The organism is Ignavibacteriota bacterium, from assembly GCA_016212665.1.
GTDB lineage: Bacteria > Bacteroidota > Ignavibacteria > UBA10030 > SZUA-254 > FW602-bin19.
The window spans coordinates 118,763-133,087 of record JACREZ010000037.1 but is presented as its reverse complement, the minus strand read 5'-3'; the positions used below and the strand labels follow the sequence as shown (position 1 = coordinate 133,087).

Below are 14,325 nucleotides of genomic sequence, written 5' to 3'. Positions count from 1 at the left end.
TTTTTATATTTTTTCATTGGCGTATCTCCTTAGGTTATTAAGTTGTAGTGAATTTATTTTCCTAAGATACAGATACGCCGCTTTTTTTTCAATCTGGTTTTTCTACCCTAAATATTTACACACCTTTTGAATATAACTCAAGAAAGTTACAAAAAAATCAAATAAAACTATTGCTATTCACTCCATTTTTTCCGATAATCTGTCACTTTTGCTCACATAACTTCAGGTGTTTTATGAAAAAAACCGCGCTCTCATTACATCAACGTTGCATGTTCTTTATTGTGTTGTTCGTGGTTGGTCTGTCAAGTGTTCGGTCACAAAGTATTGTGCAGACAATCGAACTACCAAACGCAACTACATGGAATTCATCGTATGGTTTAGCCTCGGATGGATTCTCGTTGTTCATTACCAACACTTCAAGTTCCGGAAGAATGTATTCGCTCGATTTCGACGGTGTGATAAAAGACAGTGTTAGTACATCGCTCGGTTCAAGTCAAGGCTTAGCATTCGACGGGACAAATTTTTTCTATGTGCGTCGCTACACTTCGTTTTGTACTGTGATAAAAATTACTCCCACAGGAAGTGTGATTGATTCGATGCGATTGAATAGCCCGACTCGGTATCTCGGAGGCGCGGCATGGGATGGAACGCATCTCTGGATTTCTCAATACTATCCGAATCCGGGAAAGTTGTATAAAATTGATTGGTCAACGAAAACATTTGTTGATAGCATTCCAACAATCGGTGACCAACCACAGGGTGTTGCATGGGATGGCAGATACTTGTATTACGCGATGGATATTTTTTCTACGGAACCGAATTCAAATTTGATTTATGTTGTTGACCCCGCAACGAAAGATACGGTCAAAACGATTCCGATGCCGGAACCGAAAACAACCGATTCCAATCCGACGGGATTGACATTTGATGGAACGTATCTCTGGCTGATTGCAAGAAAAGTCGGTAGCGCAAATCCGAAAGTGTTATACAAATATGACCTCGGCGGCGGCGGAACTCCGGTTATCAATGTTCCCGTGAAGACACATGACTTCGGATGGATAACGCTCGGCGACACAGCAGATTGGCAAGCGGAAATTCAAAGTACGGGAACAGATACTCTCATCTTAGATAGTGCGAGCGTCCTCTATTCATCCAACTATGCAATTGAATTTTCACAGCCGACTCCTGTTCCGAACGGGCAATCATATTTTTTGAAAATTAAATTCTTTCCATCCGCGTTCGGTTCGGATACTGCACAAGTAATTCTCTATCACAACGATATAACGAAACCTGCGCAGGTGCTTCGTCTTTCAGGGAGCGGGCAATATACGACCGGCTACATTTCCGCGCCTTCGTTGCTTGATTACGGAACAAGAAGAATCAATAGTACGAATACGTATCAAGTCGTTATTGAAAATCAGGGAGCGATGCCTCTGACAATTTCATCTGCATCGTTCGGTACATCTGATTTTTATTTTGATGCCGGAACATTTCCTGTGAGTATCAACGGAGTCAGTTCGAAGAAATTCCAATTGTGGTTCAAGCCATCCATTGCCATGACAATTGTTGATACGCTTCGCTTGTTCAGCGACGCATGGAATGAAACGGAAACAAGAATTGTGCTGACGGGGAGCGGTGATGCAAGCACCTATCCGATTGCAACACCGTTATGGAATACGACAATCCCGAATCACCCAATTTCCAACACATCAAGAAATGTGAAAGCGGTTCGTTCCATCAACGATATTACCGGCGATGGAAAAGCGGACGTGATTGTTTCGACAGAAAATTACTGGACGATGGCGCTGAACGGAAATTCATCAGTGAACAATGATTCGCTCTGGGCATTCACGACCTACATCTCAAGTTACAGCGCAGGTTCCATTGGAACCACGGGTGATTATTCTTACCAGAAAGCGCTCGCGATTGCAAGCGATTTGAACAGCGACGGGTTCAACGACGTGGTGATTGGAACAGGAGGAGGCAACGAACATGTCTATGCAATCAACGGAAAAACCGGGGCGATGCTCTGGACGTTCGGCACCGACCATCCTGATAGTTTCGGTCTCGGTGATTTTACCGGAGTTGATGTGAAGAAAGATTTCAATAACGATGGAATTCCTGACGTCCTCGCCGCGGCAAGCGCAACACAATCCGGTGGAGTGGACGGAAGAAGAACCGCGTATTTGTTCGATGGTTCGAACGGAAATATTTTGTGGACAGCGTTTCTTGGCGGCTTCACACACGGCGTGGCTTCGATTGATGACATTAACAACGACGGTAAACCCGATGCGATTGTCACGATTGGCGAGCCGGTGTATTCTGCCCGCGCACTCAACGGAGCAAATGGCGGAACATTGTGGACGTACACTTTTGCTTCATCATCGGGCGGCGCGAAAGAAGTAATCATACTTCCAACGCAAGGTGCAAATCCCGATGTCGTCATTGGCGCGTTCTGGGGACCGGTTGCCCGGTTAAAAGGCGCAACAGGAGAATTGGTGTGGAGTGTTACGACCGATGGTTTACCGAACGGCGGTGTAACACAGTTTGCTTTAGTGAACGATGTAACGGGAGATGGCATCAGTGAAATTGCTGTTTCATTGCTTGGAGGCGGAGCGAAATGTTTGAACAGCGAAAACGGAAATACACTCTGGCATCTTCCCACCGGTAACACGATGGGCATTGCCAGCATGTCCGATCTTGATGGCGACAGTGTTGATGAAGTGATAATCGCGTCTCAATATTCGGGGACGTACATCGTTTCGGGGGATAGCGGACAGACACTTGGAGAATATACGTTCGGAGGTTCGACACAAACACGAGAAGTTTCATTCGTACCTGATATGGATGACAATGCAAGTCTTGAAATTATTGCCGGCTCGAATCAGGGAAATGTTGTGTTGCTTTCCGGTGGAACTACGATAACGCCACCACCACCACCGCCACCACAAGTAACAGATACGGTTTCATTCTCAGCCCGATGGAATGTAATTTCACTTCCGGTACAACGAACGAATAAACAAATTCTCGAAGCATATCCTTCTGCAATTCTGGGGACAACATTTTTCTATCAGGGAGGTTACACAGCAACAGATTCATTCCAATACGGACGAGGATATTGGACGAAATTTCAAACCGATACTTTTCATACAGTCACCGGTCAGCCGATTGACTCGCTCACTGTTTCTGTTGCTGAAGGTTGGAACATCATTGGTTCCATCAGTGAACAAATTTCTGTTGATTCAATCTCCAGCACTCCACCCGGCATGGTAACAACAAATTTCTTCGGATACGATGCGGGATATTTTTCAACAAATGAAATTGAGCCGGGAAAAGGGTATTGGGTGAAAGTCAATTCGAATGGAACGCTTACTCTTTCGTCATTGGTCAATAGTTCCGCCAAAGGCGGATCATTAGTAGATAAGCTAAAAATTGTACCAACATCCGAATTACCCCCTCCGCCGCCTGAAGGCCACGGCAATATCGAACCTCAAACCTCGAACCTGAAACCTGAAACCTTCAGATTAGAGCAAAACTATCCCAACCCCTTCAACCCGTCAACCATTATCCGTTATCAATTACCTGTTGATTCTTGGGTGACGTTGAAAGTGTATAATGTGCTTGGTGAAGAAGTAGCAACTCTCGTTCAGGAGTTCCATGTTGCCGGGTTCAAGTTTGTCGAGTGGGATGCTTCAGGTTTGTCAAGTGGGATATATATGTATAAAATGAAGGCGGGAAAATTTCAACAGATAAGGAAACTGATTCTCTTGAAATAAATATAATGCAGGAACGTATTTTCAAGCCGATTCGGAATTCCGGGTCGGCTTTTTCTTTTGTTCTTGAATGAAAGGGAAAACGACCTACATGATTATGGGGTGTTATTGCAGACGGAAAGTCCGTATTTTCCTTCCATCATTTCTTTGTCTGCCATAGCGTATCCAACAACTGTGGCTGACTTGTTCTTTTTTGTTTTCCCTGATTATCCATTACAAAAAGGAATTTCCATGTTTATCGTTTCAAGAATCTCTTTGTCAATTGCTCTCCCGGCAATGGCGACACTTCTCTTTTCTTTTTCTTTATTCACACAAATACCCGGCGACGAAAAATGGTCGGACGAGTTTGGCTATATCGGAACAAATAATACTGTGTTGTCAGTAGCCGGAACTGACAACGCATTATACATCGGTGGAGATTTTACTCAAGCCGGAGGCAACACTGCAAATTGTATCGCCAAATGGAACGGAAGAATGTTTGCAGAAGTTGGCGGAGGAACAAGCGGCGGGATGTTACCCGTGTATGGGAATCCATCAAAAGTGAAAACGATACTCGTGAATGGAAATGATTTGTACATCGGTGGAAATTTTCGTGAAGCGGGTGGAGTTACCGTGAACGGAATCGCGAAGTGGAATGGCTCTTCATGGTCGGCGCTCGGAAGCGGTACAGACGGAATGGTGTTGGCGTTGAAACGCTCCGGCGATTGGTTGTATGTCGGGGGAACATTTACAATTGCAGGCGGCTTGCCGGCGAATCATATTGCGCGGTATAATATTGTTACCAATGTGTGGGATACGCTGGGAAGTGGAATGAATCAGGCGCCGAGTGGTGGAATCAATACAATGGCTATCGTTGGGGAAAATATTTTTGTGGGAGGATTATTCGACTCAGCCGGACACCAACCTGCGAAGAATGTCGCTGTGTGGAATGGCTCAACGTGGAGTCAGGTTGGTTTAGGATTAGAAATCGGTGAGAACGGATGGGCTGAAGTGGCAGATCTGGAGGTAATCAATGGAGTGTTGTATGCGACAGGCAACTTTCTTTTTTCCGGTGGCGCCGGAGGTGTGAGAGTGAATCATTTCGCACGTTTTGTTGGTGGTGAATGGTCTCCAATCGGTACAGGATTAAGTTTGGCTGGAAGCGACATGGAAGTTACCGGAGACAATGTCTTTTTGAGCGGTGTTTTTGACACTGTGAATGGAAATTATATCCACCGCATTGCAAAATGGAATTATGTTACTGACCAATGGTCGGGTATCGGAGGTGAATCCTTCGATGTTGCACCAACCAAACTATTTTCAACCAATGACAACTTATATGCTGTCGGTGGGTTTGTACTTTCTCAGAGTAGTTTTCATTTTCGTATCGCCCGATGGAACTATACTGACCATTCATGGAACGCTCTCGGAAAAGGGTTGGATTACAATGTCTTTGCGATGGGATTCAATCCTGCTGAAACGGAATTATATGTTGGTGGCGGATTTGGATTTCCCGGCGGCGTTCGTACAACAGCGATTACAAAATATTCAAACGGGAAATGGGATTCACTCTGGAGCGGAGTAAGAAATCAGGTGTTCGCGGTTGCCTCGACGAATGAGGATGTATTCGTTGCCGGTACTTTATTATCTGCGGGAGGAAATCCTGTAAATAATATTGCGCGTTGGAATTATGCAACACAGACTTGGAATCCGATGGGAAGCGGATTAACCGGTGGCTGGGGAACGAGACTGGGACTTGCAGTTCGCGGCAATGAAGTATTTGTCGGAGGAAATTTTACATCTGCTGGTGGAGTTGCAGTTAACTCAATTGCAAAATGGTCGCCTACCGGTGGGTGGTCGGCGCTTGGAAGCGGTTTGAATGGAAGAGTAAATGCAATTGCTGTGACGGATTCCTTCGTCTATGTCGGAGGAGAATTTACAACCGCAGGCGGCGCTCCGGCAAATTATGTTGCTCGTTGGAATGGAACGACATGGTCTGCGCTTGGAAGTGGAACCGATTATCAGGTCTTTGCACTTGCTGTGAATGGAAACGAAGTATTCGTTGGAGGAGAATTTGAGAATGCCGGAGGAGTGAGCGCGAAAAATATCGCGAAGTGGAACAGTCTTACTCAAACCTGGTCAGCGCTTGGTTCTGGAGTGAATTATTATGGAGGTGGTTTTGTCGGGACAATCGCCACGAAAAATAACACAGTCTATGCAGGCGGATTTTTTAATATTGCAGGAAGTGATACAGTCAGTAACATTGCGATGTGGAATGATTCATCGCAAACATGGTCTGCGCTCGGAAGCGGAGTTGATAATGAAGTCCGTGCGCTGGCATTGAACAATCTGGGTGAGTTGTATGTCGGAGGGTTGTTCCAGATAGCAGGAGGAAAGCCCGCGTATTATTTTTCCATATGGAACGGAATGACGGCACATGCACCGAATGCACCGCTCCCCGTGAATCCATCGAACGATACAACGTGTGTTTCGCTCGCTCCTACATTTCTATGGAATAGTTCGCAAGGGGCAACTTCATACCGGATTCAGATTTCAACCGATTCAACATTTGCAGTCGTTACTGTTGATTCAAACAACATCACGACAACGTCTCTCACTGTTTCCGGTTTGTTACCGACGACAAAATATTTTTGGAGAGTGAATGCTTCAAATACAAGTGGTTCAAGTAGTTGGTCAGCAACATTACACTTTACAACCCGCTCAGGTGTGTTGAGTTCTCCTTCACAATTACTCCCGGAAAACGGAAGAACAGGACTTCCCAATTCGATTCGATTGTATTGGGACCAACCCTGCAACGCCCCGACATTTATCTTGCAGGTTGCTTATGATTCATTATTCTCCAATATGATTTTCAGTTGCGGTGGAATTAACAGGACATGGTATGACTTTACAGAATTATTGAACGGTACATGGCATTACTGGAGATTGCGTTCCGTGAACGGAAGCGATACGTCATCATGGTCGGGAATATGGAAATTCAAAACGTGGGGCGGCGAACCGTACACACCGACTCTTGCAAGTCCCGGCAATGATTCAACATGTGTTTCACTCAATCCTGTATTGCGATGGAATGCGGCTCCCGGCGCTTCGTATTACAGGTTGCAAGTTTCCACAGATTCACTTTTTGTTTCCATCATGTTTGATTCAAACAATATTGTGCAAACTTCAAAAACAATTCTTGGGTTGCTGGCAACAACAACGTATTATTGGCGCGTGAAGGGAACGAATGATTACGGTACAAGCGAGTGGTCAACAACATATCGTTTTACAACAAGAGAAGGGACGCTCTTAACGCCGGCACTTACAAATCCTTCGAACGGCGCGATGAATGTTCCTGTTGCCACAACGTTAACTTGGCAACGACCATGCGGCGTCACTTCATTTATTCTTCAGGTTGGATATGATAGTGCGTTTACCAGTGTTTTGTTTAACAGTGGAGTTACCGCTTCAACGAAAGATTTGTTTGAATTGCCAACTGCAACATGGCATTACTGGAGACTTCGTTCTGTGAGCGGAAGCGATACATCGGCTTGGTCATCAACATGGAAATTCAGAACTATCGGGGGAGAAGTAACTGTAACAGTAACCATGAACGAACGATGGAATCTTATTTCTGTACCTTTAACTGTTTCGGATTATCGGCGTAGCAACCTGTTTCCGTCTGCAACTTCTTCGGCTTTTGCTTACACGGGAAGCGGATATGCTGTTGCTGAAACACTTCGTAACGGAAAAGGATATTGGTTGAAGTTCGCTTCATCGGGAAGTGTCAATCTTACCGGTGTTGCACGTTCGGTTGATACATTCAATGTTGCTGAGGGATGGAATTTGATTGGTTCTATCAGTTCGCCGTTTGCAGTAAAGTATCTCTCTCCGATTCCTTCTGTATTATTTACGTCCGGAGTGTACGAATATAATCGGGGTTATGAACTTACAGACACCATCAAGCCGGGGAAAGGATATTGGGTACACGCCAATCAAACAGGAAAATTGGTTTTGTCATTAGTTGCTAGTCAATCGTCATTAGGTAAACTTAATATCATTAGTAAGCATGAACTTCCACCTCCGCCGCCTGAAGGCGACGGCAATATCGAACCCCAAACCTCGAACCTGAAACCTGAAACTTTCATGTTAGAGCAAAACTATCCCAATCCCTTCAACCCGTCAACCATTATCCGTTATCAGTTGCCGGTTGATTCGTGGGTGACGTTGAAAGTGTATAATGTGCTTGGAGAGGAAGTGGCTAAGCTTGCTGATGGTTTACAGGTGAGCGGTTTCAGGTTTATTGAGTGGGATGCTTCCGGTTTGTCAAGCGGGATGTATATGTATCGAATGACAGCAGGGAAATTTCAACAGACGAGGAAACTGATTCTCTTGAAGTAATGTAGAGTAATGTTTGAATAATGCAGATGGTTTTCCGTCGGCATGTTTCTTTTTAAGAGAGGGAGTTTTTTCTTAGTTTGTAGCGTTTCATGTTGCAAACCGAATTATTTGAACTACGAAAGAATGAACGAAACTTAGTTCTCCTTGAAACCGTTGTACGGGACGTGGAGAATACCAAGTCGCTTCTCTTCGTCAACCCTGTTGAAATCATATCCACTTCTACTATCAGTGAACTTCCATCCATGTTTGAGAAGATGGAGAACGCGCTTCGACGAGGTTATTATCTCGCCGGCTTCGTTACGTATGAATGTGGATTTCATTTTTTAGAACTGCCAAACGTCGAACACTCTCACACACCGATTGTTTGGTTTGGAGTGTATGAAGATCCCACATCGTTCCTTAGCTCACCGCTCACCGCTCACCACTCACCGCTGACGATTCACGATTCACGATTCACGATTCACAAAACAAATGAACCGGCAACGTTAGAAGACTATTCTCCAAAGATTGAGAAAATCAAATGGCATATTCAGGAGGGAGATGTGTATCAAATCAACTACACTGGGAGAGTGAAGTTTGATGTTGAAGAAGATGCTGTTTCGTTGTACGAATCGTTGAAGCAAAAGCAACGGGTGAGTTATGCTTCATTTATTAAAACGGAACAACAAACGATTCTCAGTTTGTCCCCCGAATTATTTTTCAGACGCCAAGGAAATCGAATCGCGGTCAGGCCGATGAAAGGGACAGTGAAGCGCGGACGAACAACGAAAGAAGATGCTGAGTTGGTTGAGTGGTTGAAGAACGATGAGAAAAGTCAGGCAGAGAACGTGATGATTGTTGATGTACTGAGGAATGATTTGGGGAAGATATCGAAGCAAGGAAGTGTTCGGACGACTTCGCTGTTTGATGTGGAGAAATATGATACGCTGTTTCAGATGGTTTCTAATGTTGAAGCGGAGTTGCGCGATGATGTACGTTACTATGAATTATTCAAGGCGATGTTCCCGAGCGGCTCGGTGACGGGTGCGCCGAAACGTCGTGCGGTCGAACTCATTCATGAACTTGAAGAATCTCCGAGAGGAATTTACACCGGTGCGATTGGTTTCATCTCTCCGAAAAAGGAAGCGGTGTTTAATGTGGCGATACGGACTGTGGTACTTGAAACAAATCCGATTGACTGTCATTCTGAATCCGCTTTAGCGGATGAAGAATCCCGACCGTCTATAACAATCGAAGATTCTTTGCCCCGACAAGTTAGCAGTCAGAATGACAAATTGGTTCAAGGGACAATGGGAACGGGGGGAGGAATTGTTTGGGATTCAAACGCGGAGAGTGAGTTCAACGAGTGTAAGTTAAAAGCAAAGTTCCTTACAATTCCTTTCGAAAAATTCAGGTTGATTGAGACAGTTTTGTGGAAAGATGGTTTTCCGTTGCTTGAGAAGCATCTCAGTCGTCTTCGTGACTCTGCTGAGTATTTTCAGTTTAGATATGATGAAGAAGAAATTCGAGAGAGGTTTCAGGTTTCAGGTTCGGGGTTTCAGAAATTACAGAGTTACAAAGTCCGCTTATTGGTAAGTCGTTCGGGGGAGATTGAGATTGAAAGTTCTATCATTCAGATTGAAACATCAAACAATAACGTTGTGGCGATTGCTTTTGAGCGTACGAATTCTGCTGATAGGTTCCTCTTTCACAAAACCACGAACAGAACAACATACGACAAGTGGTTTGAGAAAGCGAAGGATGAAGGGCTTGCCGATCTCATTTTCCTCAATGAAAAGAATGAAGTGACGGAAGGATGTATCAGCAACGTGTTCATTAAAAAAGGAGATGTATTGTATACTCCTCCAATCGAGTGTGGATTGCTGAACGGAGTGTATCGTCAGTACTTGCTTGAGAAGTTACCAAATGTAACAGAACGAGTATTGTTTGTTGAAGATTTGAAACGGGCAGATTCCATTTACATCTCCAACGCTATTCGGGGGTTGAGGGAGGTGCATCTAACAGAGAGAGTTGAGCGAACGAGTGAGACAAAGATTAAGGCTAGCACATGAAATCAATTGAAGAAAGCGTCGTAGCATCAATGGATGGTTCTGCTCAAGAACTTTTTCCATTCTTACCATATATTTTACAAGACCTTTGGGAAATTGGCGCTGACCCTGAAACTATCATAAAATTAATTGGGAAACATTTTACAACATGTAATCTTTTACGTGTTCTAGATTTAGGCTGTGGGAAAGGTGCGGTTTCTATAAAAGTAGCACACAGGTTGGGTTGTCAATGCTATGGAATTGACGCAATACCTGAGTTTATTGTGGAGGCAAAGAATAAAGCAAAAGAATATCGGGTTGAACATCTCTGTAGATTTGAAGTTGGAGATATCAGAGAAAAAATAAATACGTTACCGGTTTTTGACATTATAATTCTTGGCGCTATCGGACCTGTCATTGGAGATTATCATACTACATTGACAACAATTTCAACATGCCTTAGTGATTTTGGAATTATTATTATTGATGATGGCTATATTGATGGTCAAAGCGATTACAAACACCCGGTGATGCTAAAAAAGGAAGAAATACTCAAACAGATTGATGTATCCAACATGCACGTAATAGATGAAGTCATCAGCAAGAATGAGGATGTAAAAAATTCTGATGGCATTATTTTCGAAAATTTGAAGAAACGTTGTCTGGAATTAATTGATATTTATCCCGACAAAAAGAAATTATTCGAAAACTATATTAAAGAACAAGAAGAAGAAAACGAGGTTCTTGAAAACAAAGTAATATGTACTACGATGGTAATAGCAAGAAAATGATATCAATGGGTCGCTGTATCGTCCAGTGATATATACTCTGCACTCTTAGTTGCTTCGGGCTATGCTGCATTTCACCTCCTTCGCTACGTTGAAATCGTCATAGATGGTCAGAACGGTAGTTTACAACAGAGACGCGGAGTCACAAAGAAAATACAATACAGGTTTTTTGAATGAGCCAAACTCTGTAACTTGATACGCCATCCTTTCACTCCTGAGAAGAATCTTTCACCCCTGATAAATACCATGTGCTTTTCGCGCGTGACCTACCAAATTCTCCGAGAAACACAATACCAAATTCATTCATGTGGCATAACCCTTGTCTTTTCATAACCAAACAACTGTGTCTCAAACCATTTGAGGTGCGTTATGAAAACGTTCACTTATTTTTTAGTAATAGTCGTTTTCCTGACCCTCACATCTGCAATAAGCAGAGGACAGGAGACCATTGAAGGTATCTATGCAATCTTTAGTGGTGACCAAAAGATCGAGACGGACGAATACGAAGTAGTCCAGGGCGAAAGTTATAGCGACGACATTCGATCTGTCGGAGCGAAAGAAGAACGACGAGTAGCCAAGATAATCTATCAGAACAGTTCGTTGGAAAGTTATGAGCAAACGCTGAACGGTTTTCCGTCGTGGCGTGCGAGCAACGATAATAAGTTCTTCAAGTTGTACGAGAAAGAAGCGATGGTCGGAATGTTTCCGGTAGAAGAAGCGATATATTTTCTCGACCCGAATATGTACACGCAATATTGGTTTCTCATTCAGGTATATGAGCAGCAAAAGAAAGAAAAACTTCGCCTGAATGTTGCTGTGCCTCAGATGCAGGATTTCATTTATGTAGATATCGAACGACATGGTTCGGACGAAATCAAATCAGGTGAAAAAGCAGTAAACGCGACACATTATCGAATTGGAATCGGCAAGAAAGAAGTCGCGAACTGTTGGGTTGAGAACGGAAAAATCATCGGCATGTATCTCGCAACGAAAAATGTGTATGTAACAGATGCAAGCAACGACAAGTTGCTTGAACAACTGAAACGAATAGTCAATCGAGCAATGTAAGAAAGGAACACATGGCATCAGTCCGTGGAAATGTGAAAATAGATGTTCAGACCTGTAAAGGCTGTGAACTGTGCGTCGAAGCCTGTCCGCAGGAAAGTCTGAAAATGTCGAAAGAAATAAATGTCAAAGGATATCACTACGCCGTGCTGGTGCAGGATAACTGCACCGGTTGTGTGAACTGCGCGCTTGTATGTCCGGATGCAGTCATCACTGTTTATCGAAGTACGAAGAAAGCAGGAAAGAAAGAAGTGCGGCAACCGATTGCAACGATTACCCATGTTGCAAAGGATATTCGTCTTACGGTTGATGCACTCCCTCAAGGAAGGATTGATATATGAGTGATACTCGATTAATGAAAGGAAACGAAGCGTTAGCAGAAGCCGCGATTCGTGCCGGTTGCAAAGCGTACTTTGGTTATCCCATCACTCCGCAATCGGAAGTGATTGAATATTTATCGGAAGTTGGACGAGAACGTGGAATGGTGGTCATGCAGGTTGAGAGCGAACTTGCGGCGATTAACATGGTGTATGGCGCCGCGGGCGCGGGCGTCCGTGCGATGACAACATCTTCAAGTCCCGGAATAAGTCTGATGCAGGAAGGACTTTCGTATATTGCATCTGCAGAGTTGCCGTGTCTTGTGGCAAACGTCAATCGCGGCGGTCCAGGACTTGGCACTATCCAACCGGCACAGGGTGATTATTTTCAGGCGACGAAGGGGGGCGGTCACGGAGATTATCATTTGATTGTTCTCGCTCCGGCAAGCGTTCAGGAAATGGCTGATTTTGTGTACGACGGATTTGATTTGGCTGATAAATATCGCAATCCTGTCATGATTCTTTCCGATGGAGCGCTCGGTCAGATGATGGAGAAGGTCGTGTTCAGAAAATACAATCCGTCAGAACATATTCCTGAAAAACCATGGGCGACAGTTGGAAAACCTCCAACTCGTGAACGGAACATCATTACGTCACTTCACATCCAATCGGAAAAAATGGAAGCCATCAACAAACATTTGCAAGCAAAGTATCAGTTCATTCGCGAAAATGAAGTGCGATATGAAAAATACGAAGCGGATGATGCAGAGATTCTTCTTGTCGCGTACGGGCTTTCGTCACGTATATGCAAGAAGGTGGTTGATTTGTCTCGCGCCAAAGGTTTGCCCGTCGGGTTGCTCAGACCGATTACGCTCTTCCCGTATCCGACAGAAATCTTACAAGAACTGAGTGAACAAATTCGCGGAATGTTGGTCGTGGAAATGAACTCCGGGCAAATGGTGGAAGATGTACGGCTTGCGGTCAACGGAAAAACTCCGGTTGAATTTTACGGACGCATGGGCGGAATCATTCCGACGGCAGAAGAAATTCTGGAAAAGGTAATTACGTACGGAAAGCGAGTTTCAGCATTTCATCAACAATCCGAAATTCACAATTCGCAATCCGCAATCATAAGAGAAGGAGCAGAAGCACGATGAACTATCAGGAAATCCCGGTAGATGGACTTGAATGTGTATGGGAAAAACCCGGCACGTTAACAGACACGAAGATGCACTATTGTCCCGGATGCGGGCATGGAGTTGTGCATAAAATCCTCATGGAAGTTGTACAGGAACTCGACATTCAAAGCGAAACGATTGGTGTTGCGCCGGTCGGATGTTCGGTCTTCGCATATCATTATATGAATGTTGATATGCAGGAAGCCGCACACGGACGCGCCGCCGCAGTCGCAACAGGAATCAAGCGAGTGTTGCCTGAGAAATATGTTTATTCATATCAAGGCGATGGAGACCTTGCGGCAATCGGAACAGCAGAGACAATTCACGCGGCAAATCGTGGAGAGAACATTCTCGTACTCTTCATCAACAATGCGATTTACGGAATGACCGGCGGGCAAATGGCGCCGACTACAATCCTCGGAATGAAAACAAGTACAACTCCTGAAGGACGAGAGACAGATACACAAGGGTTCCCGTTCAAGATAACTGAACTTCTTGCGATGCTTCCCGGTACATACTACGTTACGCGTCAAGCGGTGCATACGCCGAACGGTGTTCGCTCGTTTAAAAAAGCAGTGTTGAAAGCATTTCAAGCGCAGAAAGAAAAGAAAGGATACTGTTTGATTGAAGTCGTCTCGAATTGTCCGTCGGGATGGAAGATGACACCGCTCGAATCAAACAAGTGGATGGAATCGAACATGTTCCCGGTGTATCCCATCGGCGATTTGAAGGTTGATGGAAAATTGATTCAGCCGCGAAGCACGAACTGACACAAGAACATTTTTTACTTTTTAATT

The 14,325-nt window shown here is 44.3% G+C and carries 8 protein-coding genes; all 8 read left to right on the top strand.

The features are described 5' to 3' along the window. The first annotated feature begins 233 nt into the window (after positions 1–233). Positions 234–3,776, top strand: a complete 3,543-nt coding sequence (locus tag HY960_13500) for a choice-of-anchor D domain-containing protein (GenBank protein ID MBI5216762.1) — start codon at positions 234–236, stop codon at positions 3,774–3,776. A gap of 171 nt (positions 3,777–3,947) precedes the next feature. Then, positions 3,948–8,153, top strand: coding sequence for a T9SS type A sorting domain-containing protein (locus tag HY960_13495; GenBank protein MBI5216761.1), 4,206 nt, complete (start codon positions 3,948–3,950; stop codon positions 8,151–8,153). 89 nt (positions 8,154–8,242) lie between these two features. Next, positions 8,243–10,204, top strand: a complete 1,962-nt coding sequence (locus HY960_13490; protein MBI5216760.1) for a chorismate-binding protein — start codon at positions 8,243–8,245, stop codon at positions 10,202–10,204. Continuing rightward, complete coding sequence (locus HY960_13485; protein MBI5216759.1) at positions 10,201–10,971, top strand: class I SAM-dependent methyltransferase; 771 nt, start codon at positions 10,201–10,203, stop codon at positions 10,969–10,971. The genes HY960_13490 and HY960_13485 overlap by 4 nt, the downstream gene beginning before the upstream one ends. A 366-nt stretch (positions 10,972–11,337) precedes the next feature. Then, positions 11,338–12,036 (top strand): hypothetical protein, encoded by a 699-nt coding sequence (locus HY960_13480; protein MBI5216758.1) that lies wholly within the window; start codon positions 11,338–11,340, stop codon positions 12,034–12,036. A gap of 11 nt (positions 12,037–12,047) precedes the next feature. Continuing rightward, positions 12,048–12,374, top strand: coding sequence for a 4Fe-4S dicluster domain-containing protein (locus HY960_13475; protein MBI5216757.1), 327 nt, complete (start codon positions 12,048–12,050; stop codon positions 12,372–12,374). Next, a complete protein-coding gene (locus tag HY960_13470) occupies positions 12,371–13,507 on the top strand; it encodes a 3-methyl-2-oxobutanoate dehydrogenase subunit VorB (GenBank protein ID MBI5216756.1) in 1,137 nt (378 codons plus the stop codon). Before HY960_13475 ends, HY960_13470 begins: the two co-directional genes overlap by 4 nt. Continuing rightward, positions 13,504–14,298: a 2-oxoglutarate oxidoreductase gene (locus tag HY960_13465; protein ID MBI5216755.1), complete on the top strand. Its 795-nt coding sequence runs from the start codon at positions 13,504–13,506 to the stop codon at positions 14,296–14,298. Before HY960_13470 ends, HY960_13465 begins: the two co-directional genes overlap by 4 nt. The last annotated feature ends 27 nt before the right edge of the window (positions 14,299–14,325 follow it).

Bases quoted from the DNA above. Each gene is read 5' to 3' on its own strand.
- HY960_13500 (MBI5216762.1), top strand. From the start codon at position 234: ATGAAAAAAACCGCGCTCTCATTACATCAACGTTGCATGTTCTTTATT.
- HY960_13490 (MBI5216760.1), top strand. From the start codon at position 8,243: ATGTTGCAAACCGAATTATTTGAACTACGAAAGAATGAACGAAACTTA.
- HY960_13485 (MBI5216759.1), top strand. From the start codon at position 10,201: ATGAAATCAATTGAAGAAAGCGTCGTAGCATCAATGGATGGTTCTGCT.
- HY960_13480 (MBI5216758.1), top strand. From the start codon at position 11,338: ATGAAAACGTTCACTTATTTTTTAGTAATAGTCGTTTTCCTGACCCTC.
- HY960_13475 (MBI5216757.1), top strand. From the start codon at position 12,048: ATGGCATCAGTCCGTGGAAATGTGAAAATAGATGTTCAGACCTGTAAA.
- HY960_13470 (MBI5216756.1), top strand. From the start codon at position 12,371: ATGAGTGATACTCGATTAATGAAAGGAAACGAAGCGTTAGCAGAAGCC.
- HY960_13465 (MBI5216755.1), top strand. From the start codon at position 13,504: ATGAACTATCAGGAAATCCCGGTAGATGGACTTGAATGTGTATGGGAA.